Raw genomic sequence first — 19,915 nt, forward strand, 5'->3', positions numbered from 1 at the left:
ATCGCCGCACGCCGCCGCTCCCTATAATCCGGGCCCGCTTCCCGCGCCCGAATTCATGACCAACTCCGTCCCAGCCCTCGCCGTCCGCAACGTCGCCAAGCAGTACCGCAACGGTCCGCGCGCGCTCGACGGCGTGAGCTTCGACGTGGCGCAGGGCGAATTCTTCGGTCTGCTCGGCCCCAACGGTGCCGGCAAGACCACGCTCATCTCCATCATCGCGGGGCTGGCGCGCGCCAGCGCCGGCAACGTGAGTGTGATGGGCCATGACGTGGTCGCCGAACCGGCGCTCGCCCGCATGAACCTCGGCGTGGTGCCGCAGGAACTGGTCTTCGACCCCTTCTTCACCGTGCGCGAGACGCTGAGCTTCACGCGTGGCTACTACGGCCTCGGCGCGCGCGACCCGCGCTGCGGCGACGACTGGATCGACGAGGTGCTGCACAACCTCGATCTGAGCGACAAGGCCAACGCCAACATGCGCGCGCTGTCGGGCGGCATGAAGCGCCGGGTGCTGGTGGCGCAGGCGCTGGTGCATCGACCGCCGGTCATCATCCTCGACGAGCCGACCGCCGGCGTGGACGTGGAACTGCGCCACACGCTGTGGAAGTTCATCGCGCGGCTCAACCGCGAGGGCTGCACCGTCATCCTAACCACGCACTACCTCGAAGAAGCGCAGCAGTACTGCGGCCGCATTGCGATGCTCAAGCTCGGCCGCGTGGTCGCGCTCGACCGCACCCAGGCGCTGCTGCGCCGGCAGGCGGCGACGCGGCTGGTGTTCCGGCTCGGTGGCGAGCTTGCCGCCCTGCCCGCCGACCTCGCCGCCGGCGCCGAAGCCCTGCCCGACGGCCGCCTCGCGCTGGCCGCCACCGACGCCGGCGCCATCGAATCCGCGCTGCGCCGCCTGCGCGAAGCCGGCCTGCAAATCGACGACATCGAGCTGCGCCATGCCGATCTCGAAGACGTGTTCCTGCGCCTGACCGGCGATGCGCCCGAACCGGCCGCGCCCGTCGCCACCGTCGGCTGAGCCGTCGTCCGCCCGCCTTAGCTACCGAGCCCCATGCCCAGCCAGCCCGCCCACCTCGCCGCCGCCACGCCGCGCCAGCCGCGCGCCTTCACCGGCTTTGCGATGCTGCTGCGCAAGGAAGTGCTGCGGTTCTGGAAGGTGTCGTTCCAGACGCTGGCCGCGCCGATCCTCACCTCGGTGCTCTATCTGCTGATCTTTGCCCAGGCGCTGGAGCAGCGCGTCGAGGTGTACCCGGGCGTGAGCTACACCGCCTTCCTCATCCCCGGGCTGGTGATGATGAGCGTGCTGCAGAACGCGTTTGCCAACAGCTCGTCGTCGCTCATTCAAAGCCGGGTGACCGGCAATCTGGTGTTCATCCTGCTGCCGCCGATCTCGCCGGCCACGTTCTTTCTGGCCTATGTGCTGGGCGCGATGCTGCGCGGGCTGGCGGTCGGCGCGGGCGTGTTTGCCGTGACCGTCTGGTTCGCCGAAGTCCACTTCGCGCATCCGCTGTGGATCGCGGTGTTCGCGCTGCTGGGCAGTGCCATCCTCGGCGCCTTCGGCGTCATCGCCGGCATCGTGGCCGAGAAGTTCGACCAGCTCGCCGCGTTCCAGAACTTCCTCATCATGCCGGCGACCATGCTGTCGGGCGTGTTCTACTCGCTGCACACCCTGCCACCGCTGTGGAAGACCGTGTCGCACTTCAACCCGTTCTTCTACATGATCGACGGCTTCCGCTACGGTTTCTTCGGTCAGGCCGACCTGTCGCCCTGGGTCAGTGTCGGGATTGTCGCGGCATGCTTTTCGCTGCTGTCGACGGTTGCGCTTGCGCTGCTGAAGTCCGGCTACAAGCTGCGCACCTGACCTTTCCCCACCCTGCCCCAGGAGCACTGCCATGAGTACCGCCCAGATGATGACCAAGGAAGCCATCCAGGAAATGATCGCCGCCGGACTGAGCTGCAGCTCGATCCAGGTCTTCGGCGACGACGGCGCGCATTTCGACGCCGTGATCGTCTCGCCCGAATTCGAGGGCAAGAGCCGTGTGGCTCGTCACCAACTCGTCTACAAGGCCATCGGCGACGGCATGCGCGAAGCCATCCACGCCCTTGGTCTCAAGACGCTCACGCCGGCCGAACAAGAGGCCGGCAAGTAAGGAAGCCTTGGACAAACTGCTTATCCGCGGCGGTCAGCCGCTGCGCGGCGAGATTTCCATCTCGGGTGCGAAAAACGCCGCGCTCCCCATTCTTTGCGCCGGGCTCATGACCGCCGAGCCGCTGGTGCTGCGCAACGTGCCGCGGCTCCAGGACATCGCCTCGATGCTCCGGCTGCTGCGCCAGCACGGCGTCAAGATCGATGAAGCGGCCACCGTGCGCGACCCGGAAGCGGTCGTCGCACTGGCCACGCCCACGCTCCACAGCGACGAGGCGCCCTACGACATCGTGCGCACCATGCGCGCCTCGATCCTCGTGCTGGGGCCGCTGCTGGCGCGCTTCGGCTCGGCCAAGGTGTCGCTGCCGGGCGGATGCGCCATCGGCGCGCGGCCGGTCGATCAGCACATCAAGGGCCTGCAGAAGCTGGGCGCCGAAATCACCATCGAGCACGGCTACATCCACGCCAAGGCCAAGCGGTTGAAGGGCGCACGCATCGTGACCGACATGGTCACGGTCACCGGCACCGAGAATCTGATGATGGCCGCCGCGCTCGCAGACGGCCGCACCGTCATCGAGAACGCCGCGCGCGAGCCAGAGGTGGTCGATCTGGCCAACTGCCTGATCGCCATGGGCGCGAAGATTTCCGGCGCCGGCACCGACCGCATCGAGATCGACGGCGTTGAAGCACTCCACGGTGCCGAGCACGCCATCGTTCCCGACCGCATCGAGACCGGCACCTTCCTGTGCGCCGCGGCCGCCACCGGCGTGTTCGGCGGCAGCGATCTGCTGCTCAGGCACGCCGCGCCGCAGACGCTCCAGGCCGTCATCGACAAGCTGGCCGAAGCCGGCGCCGCCATCGAGCACAACGGCGACTGGATCCGCATCCGCGCCGAACGCCGGCTCAAGGCGATCAGCGTGCGCACCCTGCCCTATCCGGCCTTCCCGACCGACATGCAGGCGCAGTTCATGGCGCTCGACTGCACGGCCGAAGGCACCAGCGTGCTGACCGAAACCATCTTCGAGAACCGCTTCATGCATGTGCCCGAGCTGATCCGGCTCGGCGCCGACATCGCCATCCAGGACGACACGGCGGTGGTCAAGGGCGTGGCCGGGCTGTCGGGCGCAGCCGTCATGGCCACCGATCTGCGCGCCTCGGCCTCGCTGGTCATCGCCGGCCTGGTGGCGGAAGGCGAAACCACGATCAGCCGCATCTACCACCTGGATCGCGGCTACGAGCGCATGGAAGGCAAGCTCGCGGCGGTGGGCGCGCGCATCGAGCGAGTGAGCTGAGGCTTCGCAGCAACGGTGACGGCAAAACGCCGATAAGCGGCTGTCAAGACTGGCTCATCGGCGCTAATGCGGCGCAGCATTGCAGCCACCCTGAAAGCTCTGCTGCAACTGGCCCGGTTGCCGTGGCAAAACGGGCACGCAGTTGCAACAGCGGGACAAAGGCAGCGAAAACTCGCCGAAAGTTACGGGCAGATTGATAGCCGTTAGGCTTTTTCTGCCCCCCGAGCCAGCCCGGAAACACGATTCGCACAGAATGCGGGGCCGCGAGGCGCGCTGGCCTCGCTTCCGAATTGAGTGCAACACAGCGATGCCGCCATCCATGAACAAGCCTAGCTTCCTGCTGCTGCAAGGTCCGGTCGGACCCTTTTTCCGCGAGCTTGCGCGGATGCTGCGGCAGTTCGGGCGGGTGCGGCGCGTGGCCTTCAACAGCGGCGACGCGCTTGATGCGCGCGGCGACTGCGAATTCTTCGGTCTGACCCTGGAACACTGGCCGCGCCGTCTGGCCAATCTGCTGGTCGAGCATGCGGTCACCGACGTGGTGCTGTTCGGCGACTGCCGGCCGATCCACCGCGAAACCATCGCCTGGCTGCGCGAGCGCGCGCCGCAGGTACGCGTGCATGTGTTCGAGGAAGGCTATCTGCGGCCCGACTGGGTCACGCTCGAACGCAACGGCGTGAACGGCTTCTCGCCGCTCAACGAGCTGGTCGAGGCGATCCATCAGGTGCCCGAAGCGCGCCGCCGTCCGCCGGTAAGCCTGCCGGTCGGCACCACCGCGCTGCGGCTCGGTGCCTATGCGGCGCGCCATTACGCGCTGGTCGGGCTGGGTCGCGGACTGCTCGGCCATGCCATCACCCATCGCGAGCGCTGTTGGCATGAGGGTCTGCGCTGGACGCTGCGGCTGGCCAGCACGCCGCTGCGCCGGCATGCGGCCAGCCTGCTGCAACGCCAGCTGATGGCCCGCGCGGGCGACATGTATCTCGCGCTGCTCCAGATCGATTCCGATGCCCAGGTGCGCATGCATTCGCGCTTCGCCGACACCTGTGCCTTCATCGAGGAAATCCTGCCGTCGTTTGCGCGTCATGCGCCGGCCGGCGCCTTTCTCGTCATCAAGAACCATCCGCTCGACGCCAGTGGCAACAACTACCGGCAGCTCATCAACCGGCTGGCCCATCAGCACGGGGTGCGCGACCGCGTGTTCTTCCTCAACGGCGGCAGCCTGCCGCTGCTGCTGAGCCGGACCCGCGCCGCCATCACCATCAACTCGACCGCCGGCATCTCGGCGCTGCACCGGCTGGTGCCGCTGAAGGCGCTGGGTCAGGCGCTGTACAACGCGCCGGGGCTGGCAAGCCAGCAGCCGCTGCCCGAGTTCTGGTGCGCGCCGCAGCCGCCGCTGCTCAAGACCTATCGCGCGTTCCGGCATGTGGTGGCCCAACGCAGCCAGATCAACGGCAGCTTCTATCGCGCCGAGGGCCGGGCCATGATCGTCGACGCATTGCGCCAGCGCCTGCGCAGCGGCATGCCGCTGAGCTTCGCACCCGACTGCTGGCTGACGCCGGCAGCACCACCGGCCCGCGAACCGGCCGTGCTGCCGGCAGAAGCCCTGCCGGCGCCGGTCAAGCCCGCCTTCGTCGCCAGCCAGCAGCTGGCGCTGCATCACACCGAAGTCCACTGACCCGGCCGGCTGACGCGCTCAGCGCGCGCGCAGCGTGAGCAGTGCGCGCAGCAGTCGGCGCCACCACGGCAGGCGCGCCGGGCCGCCAGCGCGCCAGGCCAGCAGCTCGTCGAGCGCGCGTTCGGCCGTGGTGTAGCGCCCGGTCGTGCGGCTCAGATACACCGGATAGAGCAGCAGCGCCGCCGCCACCAGCGCATCGAGCGGCAACGCGCGGCCGCGCCGGGCCGGCGGCAGCCGGTCGTCGGTCAGGCCCCAGCCGGCATAGAAGGGCTGGCCCCAGCAGACCACGCGCCGGCCGCGCAGCAGCGCCTCGAAACCGGCGAGCGAGGTCAGCACATGCACCTCGTCCACCGCCAGCAGCAGCGCGCCCATCGGTGCGTCGGCGAGCAGCTGGTCGCAATGGGCGGCGGCGCCGTCCTCGCCCTGACCGGCATGGCGCAGGCCGGCCACCACATCGGGATGCGGCTTGTAGACGATCCAGGCATCGGGCGCGGCGGCACGCACTGCGCGCAGCAGATCGAGATTGCGCGCGATGCCCGGCGCGCCATAGCGCAGCGAGGCATCGGACTCGACCTGGCCGACCACCAGCAGCCGGCGCCGACCGGCCGGCGCATTCACCGCCGCCGCGCCGCTGCCGACGTTGTACTTGGTGAGCCCTTCGGCCACGAGGCGCTCGCGCAGCGCGGCGGCGCGCGCCAGCAGCGGCGCGTCGAACTGCGCGGTGGCGAGCAGATGCTCCAGATCGGATTCGCGCGTGGCGTCGAAATAGATGCCGCGCCGGTCCATCACCCAGGACAGCGGCCGGACCAGATCGGCGCCCAGCCCGACCGAGCGCACGAAGCCGTCCTCCAGCCGCAGCAGCGGGCCGGCATGGTCGGTGGCGGCGCGGCCCCAGACCGCCAGCGTAGCGTCGGGTGCGATGGCGCCGGACCGGACCGCCGCGTCGGCACCGGCCCCCCCCGCCGCCGCGCCCTCCACGAAGCTCACCTGCGAGCCCTGCAGGAAGTCGCGCACGATCGGCCGCTTCCAGGCCGAGAAGCCGGCGGCAAAGATCTGACGCGGAAAGCGTTCGCGCTGAGCCCGTTGCAGGCCGAGCCAGTCGAGGACGCGCTCGACCTCGCAGCGCGCGCCGGTCTCGGGATCGCGGTAGCGCGGGTAGTCGACCAGCGCCGCATGCACCAGGCTTTCGAGCGCCACCGGGCAGCGCCGGTCGGGCGCCGGCCGGGCATCGGCTGTGAGGCCCCAGCCGGCATAGAACGGCATGCCCTCGACATGCACCGGCCGGCCCCAGAGCAGCGCCTCGAAGCCGATCTGCGAAGTCACGGCATACACGGCCTCGGCCTGCTCGATGAGCCGCACCGGATGCACATCCTCGCCGAGCAGCAGCACGCGCGGTTCGCGCCGCAGTTCGGCCAGATCGAAATGGCCGCGCTTGCGTCCGGCCAGCACCTCGGGATGGACCTTGACCAGCACCCGGCAATCGGGCCGCTCGGCCAGCGCGCGCGCCAGCAGCCGGGCAAAGCTGGCCGGGCTGGCCTGACCGTGGCGGATCGAACCGTCGCCAAAGGTCTGGTCGGCCAGCAGCACATAGCGCGGCGGCAGTTCGCCGGCAAATTCGCGCGCATGGTTGTACTTGGAGACGCGGGCGGCGCGCCAGGCGGCGATCAGCGCCCGGGCCCGCGCGGTACGTGCCGCGTCGAGCGGCTGGCGCACCAGCGCTTCGAGCCGCGACGGCGCGCCGGCGTCGTAATGCACGCCGAGGTCGTCGACCAGCAGCGACAGCGGCGGCTCGGCGCGGCCGAAGCCGACCGAGCGCAGAAAGCCGTCTTCGAGATGGATGAAGGCGATGCCGCGCCGCCGCGCCACCGCCTCGGCATGACGGCCGTGCGGACTGCGGCCCCAGCCGAGCGTGGCCTCGATGCCGGCCGGCGCCATGAAGCGGCAGCGCGCGACCGGCGCGCCGAGAAACACATCGAGCCCGTCGAGCCGGCGCAGCCCGCGATTGAAGACTGCGTAGCGGAAGGCGCCGGTCCCGGTCATCGCTCGAAGGAAAGTTTCTGGCCGGCCGCCAGCAGCAGCGGACGCAGCCGCTCATAGGGCAGGCCGTGCAGCGTCGTGCCGAGCCGCAGCGTCTCGGCGGCGGCGATGCCGGCCGACTGGCCCAGCACCATGAAGGTCGGCTCCATGCGGATCGAGCACAGCGCCAGATGGGTGACCGACGGCGCGCCCACCACCAGCAGATTGCTCACCTCGCTGGCGCGCGGCAGCAGGCTGCGATAGGGCACGGGATAGGGCCGGTCGTCGGGCAGATGCAGGATGAGATAGCCCTCGACCACGATGGAATCGACGCGCCGCGAGCGGTCGGCGGTCAGCACCGAGTGCGCGTAGTAGCGCGCCGAGTGCGAGTCCATGTCGTAGGCGCCCATGCCGATCACGTCGGCGATGGCCGGCCGGCGGCCGTTCTGGCGCAGGTCGTTCTCGTTGAGCACATAGACGCCTTGCAGCCGGCGCGACTCGCGCACATAGAGCGCATAAGGCCAGTTGCCGTTGTCGGTGAACTCGTCGGCGCACAGGCCGAAGCGCGCGACCTTGGCATTGAGCGCGCCGAAGCGCGGATCGGTCTGCCAGAAGTAGAGCAGCCCCGAGATGTAGCTGCGGTAGGCGGCGCGGATGCGGTTGCGACCGGCCTCGTCGGCATCGGTATAGGCCTGGTTGAGATCGGCCGCCGTCATGTCGCTGGAGAAGGTGGCGCCGCCGTTCAGGTCGTACTTGTAGTAGTTGGGATCGGCCGCATGCACGGTGCGGTAGGGCCGGAACATCAGCTCGTCGAGCTTCTGGCCGCTGGCGGCGAGCGCCTGCGCCACCCGCGCCGAGCCCTCGTAGCGCGCCGGGTCGTAATCGGCCGGCCGGGTGAAGGGCACGCGCGACTGCGGATCGTCGGTGACGCAGAGCCGGTAGTTGTAGGCCATCACGCGGTGGTCGGCACTGCCGACGGGCGGCAGCGAGGCCGGCTTGGGCTCGACGAAGGGCAGCGTGCCGCTCGACGGATCGCCCGCCACCACATAGGGATCGACGATCAGGCTGGACGGCTTGAGCGCGGTGCGGATGCCGGCGGTGTCCTCCTGCAATTCGAGCGCGGCCGTGTCGCCAGCGGCAGCCTCGGTGCGCGCCTCGCGGCCGATGGTGTAGCTGGCACCGGCGCGCGCCATCAGGTCGCCCTCGTAGCTGGCGTCGATGAAGACCGCGCCGGCCAGGCTGCCGCGCGTGGTGGCGATGGCGGCGATGCGGCTGCCGCTGCGGCTCGCGCCGGTGAGCCGGGCGCCGCGTTCGAGCGTGAGATTGGCTTCGGCGCCGATGAGCTGCTCGAACACCCGCTCGGCCACATGCGGCTCGAAGTCGCTCCGGCCGTCGCAGGGCCAGTTGGCCGAGCAGCGGCCGGCGGCGGTTTCGGCGGCATAGGTGGCGGAGAGGAATTCCTGCGCAAAGCCGCCGATGACCGGCAGGCCGTTGACGCCGAGGTCGGTCTTGGTCAGGCCGCCGCTCATCATCCCGCCGACATGCGCGGTGGCTTCGAGCAGCGCCACGCTGCGCCCGGCGCGCGCCGCCGCGACCGCCGCCGCGATGCCGCCCGGCGTGGCGCCGTAGACCACCACCTCGGGCTGGCGGATCTCGATGCTGCGGCTGGCGCGCGCCACCAGCGTGCCGGTGGCGTCGCGCAGCTCGACCTGCAAGGCGTGGCTGCCGACGGCCAGCCCGGTGTAGCTCAACACGCCGGCGCTGGCACTGCCGGAACAGGCCGCGCTCGCCGCATCGGCCGCCAAGCAGACCAGCCGCTCGCCGCTCGCCAGCGCGCGCGCGACGCTGAAGGCCACCGTGCCGTCGGGCAGCACGCTGCGCCCGGTTTCGGCCGCAAAGGCCACGACCGGCACCACCTCGGTCGGCTGGGCCGCCGGCGTGCCGGCCGAACCCGACCCGCCACCGCCGCAGGCGGCCAGCCCGAGCGCCAGCCCGACGCCGGCAAGTTGACTGCGCATCGCGCTCCATGCCGCCCGGCCCCCGCCGGCGACAGCTGCAAATTGACCCTGCATGTTTTTTCCTGTGCAGCTGGCGGTGTTCAAGCCAGCAGTTTCTCGACCTGCCGAAAATGCGCCTCCCACGTGAACGCCTTGTAGGTGGCGATGCGCGCGAGTTGCGCCTCCCGCAACGGGGAGTCCGGCGCTGTGTAGCCGAGGATAGTTCGGCGCCAGCCCGGTCCGTCCAGGGCAGGACAGTAGTCGGGCACATCGCCGGCAATCTCGCGGAAAACGGGTAATGGCGACGCCAGCACCGGCACGCCGAGCGCCAGCGCCTCCTGCACCGGCAGCCCGAAGCCCTCGGCAAACGACGGCAACAGCAAGGCGCGTGCCCCGGCCAGCCAGCCGAGCGCCTCCTCGTCGTCGGCATCGTTGCGTTCCAGCACATGGCCGCGCAATCGCTCGCAGCGCTCGAGCATGTCGATCACCTGCTCGCATTCCCAGCCGCGCCGGCCGACCACCACCAGATCGGGCGCGGCATCGCCCAGCTCCAGCACCAGCTCGCGCCACAGGTTGAGCAGCAGCAGATGGTTCTTGCGCGGCTCGATGGTGCCGAGCATGAGGAAATGCGGCCGGCCCGAGCCGGTGGCGCGCGGCGGCGGCAGCGCCGGCAGCCGGGCATGGCCGAGCGGCGCCGCCGCGCTCGGCGGCAGCGGCAGTTGCAGCCGCGCCGCGAAGGCGCGCACCTCGTCGAGCGTGGCCTGCGAATTGCCGATCAGCGCCTGCGAATGCCGCAGCGCGCCGAGCAGCCGGCGCCGGTGGCGCTCGGCCTCGCCGGGCCGGGCGTACTCGGGAAAGTCGATGGGGATGAGGTCGTGGATCATCGTCGCCACGCGCAGGCCCTGGGCCCGCGCGGCGGCCCAGGCGGCCGGCGAGTCGAGCCACAGATGCGCGACGTTGAGCAGCCAGCCGCCCTCGCTGGCGCGCGGCGGCGCCAGCCGGCGCCCGAGCGCGCCGACCCAGCCGCCGGCGGTGCGGCCCAGATTGCCGGCGGTGCGGCCGAGCCAGCCGCGTCCGGTGCTGCCGGCCGGCAGGCGCGGCGCGCGGCGCAGATTGGCGGTCTCGGCCGCCGCCTCGGCCAGAAAGCCGTGGGTGAAGGCATTGAGATCGCGCGCCGACAGCGCCGAGAAGGCCGAGTCGCGCCAGACGCAGAGCTGGCCGCCGCGCGCCAGCGTCCAGTTGGCATAGGCCAGATTGACGCGGTCGATGCCGGTCAGGCCGATGCCGTCGGCACGCCGGCGAAACAGCCGCGTGACATCGCAGAAGACGGGCGAAGCGGGCATGACCAGACTCAGCCGCGCGCGGGCGGCGCCACGCCGAGGCCGGTGTAGAGCGCGGTCAGCCGGGCCTCGTAGGCGGCGGCGTCGAAATGCGCCGCGCGCGCCTGACCGGCCAGCGACAGCCGGCGCCGCAGCGCGCTGTCGCTGTCGAGCGCGACGATGCCGCGCGCGATCGCCTGGCTGTCGTAGGGATCGACCAGCAGCGCCGCATCGCCGGCCACCTCGGGCAGCGAGCTGGTGCTGGACGACAGCACCGGCGTGCCGAGCAGCATCGATTCCAGCACCGGCAGCCCGAAGCCCTCGTACAACGACGGGAACAGCGTGGCCTTGGCGCCGCGGATCAGCGACACCAGCACCGCGAACGGCACGTAGTCGATGTGCCGGATGCGCGGCCCGCCCGCGCCGGCCACGCCGGCCAGATGCGCATTGAGCAGCCGCATCTCGTCATCGGCCTTCCAGGCCAGATTGCCGACCACGATGAGCGGCGTGGTCACGTTGGTGGCCAGATAGGCCTCGACCAGCCGGGCCAGATTCTTCTTGGGCTCGATGGCGCCAAAGAACAGGAAATAGCCCTTGTGCTCCAGCCCGAACAGGCCGCGCAGCTCCTTGCGCACCACCTCGTCGGGCTTGGCCAGCAGCTTGGGCGGCACCTCGACCGTCTGATAGGTGTTGATGACCCGGTCTTCCGGCACGTCGAGCAGGTCGAGGATGTCGCGCCGCGAGCACTCCGACACCGTGACGATGCGATCGCCCGAGGCCACCAGCTTGCGCAGCATGCGCAGATAGCGGCGCTTGTTGTCGAGCGTGGTGTAGGGCAGGCGCAGCGGAATCAGGTCGTGCAGCGTGTACAGGTTGATGGCGCCCGGCACCCGCAGCGGGATCGGATAGGTCCAGTGCATCACCGCCGGCGTCTCGGGCAGGCGCACTTCGCTGATGCGGCGCGTGAGGTTGAACACCCGGTGCGCGCGCAGGAACAGCCCGCGCTGATTGCACAGCTGGTCGAAGTGCGGCAGCCGGCCGCGATGGCTGTCGCGGATGACGCGGCCGGTCACCGGCACCTCCACCGCCCTGAAGCCGCCGAGCCGCGCGCGCGCCGCATCGATCCAGGTATTGCGGATGCGCTTGAGCGCGCTTTCGGCCGGCGCGCGCGAGTCGAAGAACATCGCCTCGCGCAGCAGCGCATCGCCACGGTCGGGCGACCACTGGCCGTAGAGCACGCCGACGCGATAGCCGAGCTGGCCGAGCGACTGGCTCAGGTTGCGCGAATAGGTCGCGATGCCGGTGCCCTTTTCCAGGCTCAGGTTCATGCCGTCGAGCATGACGAGCGGGGCGGTCTTGGGCTTGGGGAGCATGGGCAGCTTCAGAAAACGAGGTTCGCGAGGCCGGGTTGCAGCGGTACCCGGGCGGCGAGCGGATCGACCACCGGATCGAAGGGGAAGGCGTCGACCAGCGGGCGCGCATCGTAGTCGAGCGGCGTCCAGACCCGGTCGATGTCGGCGATTAGCGCCTCCCAGTCGGTCGCGACGCTGCGGCGCTGGCCGTAGAAGTTGTGCTGGCGCGTCGAGCCCGAATTGAAGAATTCGAGCGTGCGGCGGTCGAGCAGCGTGCTGGGCACGGCGCCGGCGGCAAATGCGCCGGCCGGCACGCCGGGCTTGGAGCACAGCGGCAGGCAGGGAATGCCGAAGGCCTCGGCGATCACCACGCCGTGAAAGCTGCGCGACACGATGCGCTTGCACGACAGGATCAGCCGCAGCTTGGCCAGCAGCCCGGCCAGATCGGCCGTGTGCCAAGTGTTGATGATAGCGACCGAGTCGCGCAGCGCATCGGGCAGGTCGAAGCACACCCACTCTTCCTTGGGCAGCGCATCGGGCGCGGGCGCGCGCAGGTCGCCGATGTGGGTGATGACGCCCAGCTCGTAACGCTTCTCGACCGGCTCGTCGAACATCGCCGGCAGCAGCCAGGCCGGCTCGCCGAACACCGCCGGCGCGTCGACGCCGACGCGGCCCAGGCATTCGCGCGAGATCGGGCCGCGGGTGGCGCGGATGTCGTAGCGGGTGTGCGGCACGTTGTGGACCATGAGGTCGGGCCGGTAGCAGCCGGTGCCCCAGATCACCGCCTGGCCGTTGCGGATCGCATGGCCGATCGAGCCGATGCCGACCAGCTTGGCCACGTCGGCGCCGAAGTCGGTATGCCGCACCGGCCGGCCGGCCAGATTGGCGACGATGAAGGCGCTGAGCGCATCGCCCAGGTTGGCGTGGCCGCCGCTTTCCTCCCACGAGCGCGCCCAGCACAGCCGGATGGCGCCGTTGTCGTCGAGCAGCGCCTCGGCCGGCAGCAGGCCGCCGGCGCGCCGGCCGCTGTCGGGCTGGGCCGCGCGCAAGGCACGCGCATGGGTGTGGGCGGTGCGCGCATGCGCCAGCACCTGGTCGCGCGCCGGCCGGCGCAGCGTGCCGGCGCGGGCGCGCTCGACCAGCGCAGCCAGCTTGTCGGCGCCGTCGCGCGGCTCGATGAGCTGATCGGCCAGCTCGGGAAAGGTCGAGCGCAGCAGCCGGTCCTTCTTGCCGTGGCGGCGGTCGAACACCACGGTGGCGCGGCCGGCCGCCAGCGCCAGCACCGCGCCATGAAAGCGCGTGGTCAGCACCGGCTCATGGTTGCGCAGCACCGCCAGCGTCTCGGCCGGCGTCTTGCCGCGCAGATCGACCGTGACCAGATGCAGGCCGCGCGCCGCGAGCTGGGCGGCGAGCGTGCGCGCATGGCGCGCGTCGTCGTTGGACATGAGCGCAACCGCCGGCGGCTCGACCGTGTTGCCGAGCGCGCCGAACCAGTCGGCGACCGCCGGGCCGGCGAGCCAGTCGGCGAACGCCGGGTACTGGCCGAATTCGCCGATGAACAGCGGCGCGAGCGCGGCGCCCTCGGGCGGGCCGTCCTCGGCGCCGGGATGCTGGGCCAGCGCCCAGACCGGGTCGGCGCCGACGCTCGGGCTGCGGCCGGACAGCCGGCGCACCAGCTGGGCAGTGTCCTGGTCGCGCACGCTGACGGTGGCGCAGCGGCGCAGCGCCTCGGCGGCAAAGCGGCGCGATGGCGCATCGAGTTCGAGCAGCCGGGCGTAGTCCTGGTCGCCGACGGCCACCAGATGGCAGGGCAGCCCGGCGCGCTCGCACCAGAACACGAAGCGCAGATAGTTGGCGAGGTTCTGGTAGTCGGGCTCGCCCTGCTGCGACACGTAGAGCAGGCCGCCGCCGCCGACGATGACGCTGTCGACGCCGCGCAGCCGCGCCGGCTTGATGGCAAAGCTGGAGATGTCGGCGGTGTCGAACAGCCCGTCGTCGAGCAGCCGGGCGCGGATTTCGCCGGCGATCAGGTCGTCGCCGACATTGCCCAGGCCCGAGGCGCCGACGATGAGGGCGCGCCGCACCCCGGCGTCGCGCGGCGCCGGCGTTTCGGCGGCCAGCGTGCGGCAGGTAGCGAGCCAGGAGCGCAGATGACGTTGCAGCTCGGCGCCCGGATCGCGCGGCGCGGCTTCGAGGCTGCCGAGCACGAACACCTCGTTGGCGAAGCGGTAGTGGCGCGGCGTGCTGGCGGCGGCGCGCCAGTCGGGCGCCAGCGTGGCGGCCTCGTCCTTGTGACACAGGAAGGCCACGCGACCGGGCAGGCCGGTTTCCGAATATTCGAGCGGCCGGAAGCGCGGATGCAGGCCGTGGAAATCGGCCGGCGTCAGCACCCAGTCGAACTCGGCAGCGGCGGCCAGGGCGGCGTGCGCGGCGGCACGCCAGTAAGCGTCGTCAAACCACATGGATGGCCTTGGTCGGTGTCAGGCCCCGGCGGCGGGTGGCCAGCGCAGGGCAAAGGGCGCGGCGGCGGCGAGCGCGGCGAGGTCGATCTGGCGCTGCGGCAGCAGGCCGGCGGCGCCGGTCGCGCCGGCGTCGAGCGCCGCGTCGGGTCGCTGCTCGGCCAGCGCGGCGGCGAGCGACTCGGGCGTGAGCACGAAGCCGCGCGCCAGCCGCAGCGGCGCGGCGCCGTCGAGCCCCACGGTGATGAAGTAGTCGCGGAACTTGCAGCCGTCGCCGGGCAGGCCGCGGGCGCTGTCGGTCAGCTCGATCCAGCGCGCCGGAATGCCGTAGGCCTGGGCCAGGATCAGCCCGTGCAGCGAGCTGCTGACCACGGTTTCGCAGTCGTGCAGCTCGTCGATGAAGGCTTCGATGTCGTCATAGCCGGCGCGCAGCACCGAGATGCCGCGCACGCCGGCGCCGGCCACCAGCTCGCCGGCATTGGCGTAATGGCAGACCAGCCCGAGCTTGTGCGTCGGCCGGCGTGGCGCCGGCCGGTACAGCGCCGGCATGAACCAGGCCGGATCGCCATACACCTCGGGGCAGCTGCCGCCCGAGGCCAGCACCAGCTGGCGCGTGAGCGGCCCGCGCACCGCCAGATAGCGCGCGCGCGGATCGAGCCGGTCGGTCATGCGCGGCGTGCCGGCGCCCCATACCGTGGAGCCGGCGCCGGCCAGTCGCACCACCGAGCCGATCGCCAGCAGCCCCTTGGCGGCGGCCACATGGCGCGGCGGAATGCCGGCCAGCTTCTCGACCAGATAGGCGTTGAGGATGTCGCCGACATTGCCCGGATAGGGGCTCTCCATCCAGTACAGCTGCGGCCGGTCGGCATCGGCGATGCCGCGTTCGCGCGCGCGCAGGTCGGTGCCCAGACGCATCAGCCGGCTGCGCGCCCAGGCGATGTCGGACGGCGTGCCGCGTTCGAGCAGGTCGCGCATCACGGCGCCGGCGCGGTCCAGGTCGCCGCTCTCGTGCGCCGAATCGGCCTCGAAGCGGCGCGCATGGTTGACCGTGAACGGCTCGCCCTGATGCCGGCGCAGAAACAGCAGCGCGCCGGGCAAATCGCCGCCGCGTCGCAGCGCGCGCGCCAGCCGCAGCGCGACCGAGTCGTCGGCCGGATCGACCTCGTAGGCCTTGCGCAGAAAGAAGCGCGCATCGGTGCCGTTCCTGGCCTTCTGCGCGGCGGCGGCCTCGTGCAGAAACAGCGCCTTGCGCCGCGCCGGGCTGAACATCTCGGCCTCGTGCTGGGCCGTCTGCTTGCGGTAGAGCGGCACATTGCCGCTGCGGCCAAAGGCAAACGCCGGCCCGCTATCCGGCCCCAGCTCGGCCAGCTGGCCGCTGCCGCTCGTGCCGGACGGCGCGCCGTCCTCGGCCAGCACCAGATCGGGCGGCAGCAGCAGCACCGCCGGCATGCGGTCGAGCCGCTTCCACGCCGCCTGCAGGAAAAAGTCGTCGGTCGCGCTGGCCGGCTCGGCCGCCTCCAGCTCGACCATCAGATCGAGCAGCGCATGGCTGCGCGGCGTGTCGGCGAAGGCCAGGATCGACGGCTGGAAGAAGCGCGCCGTGGCCTGCGGATCGAAGCTGCGCAGATCGGCGAAGTTGCGCAGAAAGCCGGCCACGTCGAAGCCGCCAGCGCCGAACAGCGGCGCCGGATCGCGCAGCAGCCGGCAGTCGACATCCATCCACAGCACGGTGCCGCCATGCTTGCGCAGCATGTCGCGGTAGAAGCCCACCTTGCGCCGGCACAGCTCGATCCAGCCCTGGCCCGGCGCCGGATCGATGCGCACGATGTCGTGCGCCACGCCCAGGCGCGCGCAGTCGGCGCGCAGCGCCTCGGCGGCACGGTGGTAGTAGTCGTCGCCGCTGCTGAAGCTGACGACGACCGGACCGGCGGCACTGGCGCTCATGCGGCGCGCGCGGCTCAGGCTGCGGCCGCGACCGGCAGCGGCGCCGCCTTGACCGCGACCTTGAACTGGTCGAGGCAGACCGCCAGCGGCGAGCCGATGGCGCCGAGCTTGAGCGCACGCGGCGAGCGGGCGCTGCGCGCTTCCAGCTCGAAGGCGAGCGGCGTCGAGCCTTCGACGCCGGGCAGGTTCAGCACCAGCTCGGCCGGCGCGCGCGAGGCCTGGAGCCAGGACAGCTCGGCCACCACCGCGCCGTTGAGCCGCACGCGCAGCCGCTGCGGCACCGGCAGCTCGGCCGGGTTGTAGGGATGCAGCGACAGCTGCACCTGCACCTGGTCGCCGGCATGCGTGCCCGGCACCCGGGTTTCGAGCCGCGCGCTGCGCGCCGTCATCCACAGGCCGCTGCTGTCGCGGCGGTCGAAGCCGGCGCTGCGGAACAGCTCGGGCAGCAGTTCCTCGTCCACTTCCTTGAACTCGATGGCGCTGCCGGCCTTCACATGCGCGGTGACGGCCAGCGCGCGCACTTCCTCGGTCGGGAAGGTGGCGAGGTAGTCGTCGAAGCGCAGCCTGGGCAGCGGCGGCGGCGCGGTCTTGAAGGCGGCTTCGAGGCTTTCGGCCGGCTTCACGGCATAGCGGCCGGTGCCGTAGTAGTAGTCGTAGAACTTGAGCGAATCCTCGCCGCCGATCGAGGTGAGCCAGACCGCCGGAATGCCGAGCGCCTCGGCAAAGATGATCCCGTGCAGCGAGCTGGAGATGACCAGTTCGGCGCCGAGCAGATTGCCGATCAGGCCCATCGGCGTGTCGTCGACCGAGACGAACTGGCTGACGATCCCGAAATGCTCGCGCCGCATCATCAGGTCGTCGCGGTAGTGCGGAACGATGCGCACGCCGCGCGACTTGCCGCCGAGGGCGGCCTGCGCCGCCTCGATCTCGGTCTTGTAGAGCAGCGGAATCAGGCAGCCCGGATCGAAGACTTCGCGGATCTTCGAGGTGTCGATGCCGTTGCGGCGCAGGAAATCGACCGTGAGCGGACCGCGCACCGCATGCACCGACAGGTCGCTGACCTTCTTCTCGAAGCCCATCTTGCTGCCCTTGACGCCGGTGCCCCAGATCACGTCGCCGTCGCGCGCCGTGTGCAGCACCGAGCCGATCGACACCAGCTTGCGTTCGCCCGGCTTGGGCTGCTGCGGCCGGATGCCGCTGATGCGCTCGACGATCTCCATCGAGGCGATGTCGCCGAAGTTGCCGATGGCGAAGCGGCGCTTGCCGACCTGGCCGTCGAAGGCCTTGTCGACCGCATCCCACCAGAACAGCGGCAGGCCGACGCGTTCGGGCGGCAGCTCGGGCATCGGCTCGTCGGTCACGGCCTCGCCGGCCGCCGGCAGCGCCACGCCCTGGCTCAGCCCGTAGTCGCGCTTGACCGGCTTGAGGCTGGCCAGCACCGCCTGCAAGGACACCCGCGCGACCGCGCAGGCCTCGTCGTTGATGCCGTAGGAAATCACCACCTCGTCGCCGTTGACCACGAAGCCGCAGGGATAGACGACCTCCTCCACCTCCTTGTTGAGGCGCGGCATGTCGAAGGTGGTGCCCTTGGGATTGGGCAGCTCGAACGGCTCGGTCGAGGCGGTCAGCACCTCGAACGGCGCGCGCGGCGCGAATTCATAGAAGCAGGCGCGATAGCGCCGGCCGGTGCGGGTCTTGTAGCTGGAATGCGCGATGGTCAGGAAGCGGCCGTTGACCAGCACCGGCTGGGCGCTGCCGCGCAGTTCGCCGAACAGGTTCTGATAGCCGCTGTGCCAGCGCGACACCGCCGCCTCCTCGGCCAGCAGGAAGCGGTCGCCCTCCTCGCGCACCGACAGCACCTCGTGCGGGCAGAGGCCGTAGACCGCCCACAGCTTCGACTCGGCGGTGAACAGCATCCAGTTCTTCTCGATCGGATCGCGCCGCGCGCGGTAGATCTCGCGCGCCGGCGCCACCGGCCGCAGCCCGGCGGCATCCATGCGCGCGATGAACTGATGGTTGCGCGGCCGGTTCGCGCCGTCGTTCCAGATGAGATGGATCGCGCCGTCGAGCACCAGATAGCGCGCATCGGCATGCCACTGGAGCGCGCGCTCGTTGAGGTTTTCCTCGTCGGCAAAGCGGATCAGGTCGGACAGCGGCGTGACCGAGCCCGGCACGATCTCGAAACCGCGCGTCAGCCGGCAGGCCGCCAGCCGGCGGATCTCCTGCTTCTCGTGCACCACGCGATAGGTCATCGCAAAGCCGTCGCCGAGCGCGATCAGCGTGGGATTGAACACGCGGAAGCCCTCGTTGGGCGCCGGCGCATCCACATCGACCATCACCTCCTCGATCAGCACTTCCAGCAGTTCGCCGGTCTCGGGATCGCGCACCTCGATCTGCTTCGGCTCGGGTGGCTGGATGTGCCAGGCCTCGGGCACCAGGTCGGCGTTGTTGAACAGCTTCATGCCGACATCGCCCGCCGACTGATCTTCGGTCTTGGCGCCAGAAAACGGAAAGTTGAGCTTCATGAGCAATATCTCGATGGAAAGGCGTTCCGCGCTGCAACACGCAGGCGAATCGTCGATGACTGACAGGCGCGATGCGGTTTGAATTGTCGGCGTGCAAGGCCGCTGCTCGAAGGAAGACTTGCCGGCGACAGGCGTAGCGTCGCCGGCGCCGTCACACCGACGGCTGCACGAAATCCCAGTGCGCGCGGAAGAAGCGTGCGCGCCGGAAGCCGGCGTTGTCGGCCCCGAGCAGGCGGCCGGCCCAGTGCTGGGGAATGTCGACATCGGGCAGGCCGACCGCGAGCACCCGGCCGTTGCGCACGATGCCGACGCTGTCGTCCTCGTTGTCGAGCGCGCGGATATGGGTGTTGGCCTTGGCCACGCCGAGCGTCACGCCGCCGGCCGGAAAGCTGCTCAGCGCCCATTCGCGCAAGGTGTAGTGGGTGCGGCCGAGAAACTCGTGATGCGCCCAGTCGCTGCTGGAGAACTCCAGCCCGATGGCCTCGGCCACGCCGGGCAGGATCGGCGTGCGCACGCCTTCCTGCACCTCGATGGCCTGGCTGCCGTAGGCCGGATCGAGCGTGAGCCCGGCCAGCCGCGCCAGCTCGCGCACCACATGCGCATACAGCGCATTGCTCGGATGGTCGGGCGTGAGAAAGAGCTGGCTGCGGCGGTAGTTGGCGAGGATGAAATCGGAAATGCTCACGTCCACCGCGCACTCCTGCTCGCGCTTGCGCAGCTGCTCGGTGGTGAGCTCCATCATCTGCGGCATGGCGGCGGCGAAATGGCGCGGCTCGAACAGCGCGCCGTAAAAGCGCTCGAACGCCGCCGGATCGCTGGCCGACTCGAGCATGCCGGTCAGGCCCAGCACCGAGCTCAGGCCCCATTCGGCGAACCGGCCCCAGGTGCGTCGGCGCGGCGTGGGCCAGTAGCCGGCCCATTGCAGCCACGGGTACTTGATGAAGGGCCGGCCGATGCGCCGGCAGGCGTCCTCGAGGTGGACCGTGTTCCAGTCCTCCTTGTTGAGGATGGGATTGAAGACGACCAGGTCGTAATGAGCCAGACGCTCATAGGGAAACGGCGTCTTGGCGGCGATGAGCTGGTAGTTGGTCAGCGTGTCGAAGCGATGCTCGCCGAGCGCATAGCGGTCGAAGATCCGCTTGAGCGCGCCGGCATGGCAGCCGCCGTAGATGAGCACCTTCATTGCGGGA

Annotated in this window: 13 protein-coding genes; 5 read left to right on the plus strand and 8 right to left on the minus strand. The window is 70.6% G+C overall.

The features are described from left to right. Nucleotides 1-55: 55 nt before the first annotated feature. The 5 genes from B9P64_RS21180 to B9P64_RS21200 all read left to right on the plus strand — a co-directional run bounded on the left by B9P64_RS21180 (nucleotide 56) and on the right by B9P64_RS21200 (nucleotide 5,113). A complete protein-coding gene (locus B9P64_RS21180; protein WP_085318094.1) occupies nucleotides 56-1,021 on the plus strand; it encodes an ABC transporter ATP-binding protein in 966 nt (321 codons plus the stop codon). Nucleotides 1,022-1,054: 33 nt separating this feature from the next. After that, nucleotides 1,055-1,864: an ABC transporter permease gene (locus B9P64_RS21185; protein ID WP_085318095.1), complete on the plus strand. Its 810-nt coding sequence runs from the start codon at nucleotides 1,055-1,057 to the stop codon at nucleotides 1,862-1,864. 31 nt (nucleotides 1,865-1,895) lie between these two features. Next, nucleotides 1,896-2,153, plus strand: coding sequence for a BolA family protein (locus B9P64_RS21190; RefSeq protein WP_235840079.1), 258 nt, complete (start codon nucleotides 1,896-1,898; stop codon nucleotides 2,151-2,153). Nucleotides 2,154-2,160: 7 nt separating this feature from the next. Then, the gene (gene murA / locus B9P64_RS21195; RefSeq protein WP_085318096.1) at nucleotides 2,161-3,441 is read left to right on the plus strand and encodes a UDP-N-acetylglucosamine 1-carboxyvinyltransferase; all 1,281 of its coding nucleotides are present in this window, start codon (nucleotides 2,161-2,163) and stop codon (nucleotides 3,439-3,441) included. A 319-nt stretch (nucleotides 3,442-3,760) separates the two neighbouring features. Next, nucleotides 3,761-5,113, plus strand: coding sequence for a capsule biosynthesis protein (locus B9P64_RS21200; protein WP_176256918.1), 1,353 nt, complete (start codon nucleotides 3,761-3,763; stop codon nucleotides 5,111-5,113). 18 nt (nucleotides 5,114-5,131) lie between these two features. Here B9P64_RS21200 and B9P64_RS21205 read toward each other — a convergent pair whose 3' ends face one another. The 8 genes from B9P64_RS21205 to B9P64_RS21240 all read right to left on the minus strand — a co-directional run bounded on the left by B9P64_RS21205 (nucleotide 5,132) and on the right by B9P64_RS21240 (nucleotide 19,908). Further along, nucleotides 5,132-7,153, minus strand: a complete 2,022-nt coding sequence (locus B9P64_RS21205) for a capsular polysaccharide biosynthesis protein (protein WP_139826447.1) — start codon at nucleotides 7,151-7,153, stop codon at nucleotides 5,132-5,134. Further along, nucleotides 7,150-9,147, minus strand: coding sequence for an FAD-dependent oxidoreductase (locus tag B9P64_RS21210; protein WP_176256919.1), 1,998 nt, complete (start codon nucleotides 9,145-9,147; stop codon nucleotides 7,150-7,152). The genes B9P64_RS21205 and B9P64_RS21210 overlap by 4 nt, the downstream gene beginning before the upstream one ends. A gap of 80 nt (nucleotides 9,148-9,227) precedes the next feature. Then, a complete protein-coding gene (locus tag B9P64_RS21215; protein ID WP_085318099.1) occupies nucleotides 9,228-10,469 on the minus strand; it encodes a glycosyltransferase family 4 protein in 1,242 nt (413 codons plus the stop codon). A gap of 8 nt (nucleotides 10,470-10,477) precedes the next feature. Continuing rightward, a complete protein-coding gene (locus B9P64_RS21220) occupies nucleotides 10,478-11,818 on the minus strand; it encodes a glycosyltransferase family 4 protein (protein WP_217808729.1) in 1,341 nt (446 codons plus the stop codon). An 8-nt stretch (nucleotides 11,819-11,826) separates the two neighbouring features. After that, nucleotides 11,827-14,259: a polysaccharide pyruvyl transferase family protein gene (locus B9P64_RS21225; protein WP_085318100.1), complete on the minus strand. Its 2,433-nt coding sequence runs from the start codon at nucleotides 14,257-14,259 to the stop codon at nucleotides 11,827-11,829. An 18-nt stretch (nucleotides 14,260-14,277) separates the two neighbouring features. Next, nucleotides 14,278-16,200: a polysaccharide pyruvyl transferase family protein gene (locus tag B9P64_RS21230; protein ID WP_085318101.1), complete on the minus strand. Its 1,923-nt coding sequence runs from the start codon at nucleotides 16,198-16,200 to the stop codon at nucleotides 14,278-14,280. Between the two features lie 14 nt (nucleotides 16,201-16,214). Then, a complete protein-coding gene (locus B9P64_RS21235) occupies nucleotides 16,215-18,725 on the minus strand; it encodes a polysaccharide pyruvyl transferase family protein (protein ID WP_176256920.1) in 2,511 nt (836 codons plus the stop codon). Between the two features lie 151 nt (nucleotides 18,726-18,876). After that, a complete protein-coding gene (locus tag B9P64_RS21240; protein ID WP_085318103.1) occupies nucleotides 18,877-19,908 on the minus strand; it encodes a WcbI family polysaccharide biosynthesis putative acetyltransferase in 1,032 nt (343 codons plus the stop codon). Nucleotides 19,909-19,915: the final 7 nt, after the last annotated feature.

Origin of the sequence: Derxia lacustris (assembly GCF_002105195.1) — a bacterium.
Lineage (GTDB): Bacteria > Pseudomonadota > Gammaproteobacteria > Burkholderiales > Burkholderiaceae_E > Derxia > Derxia lacustris.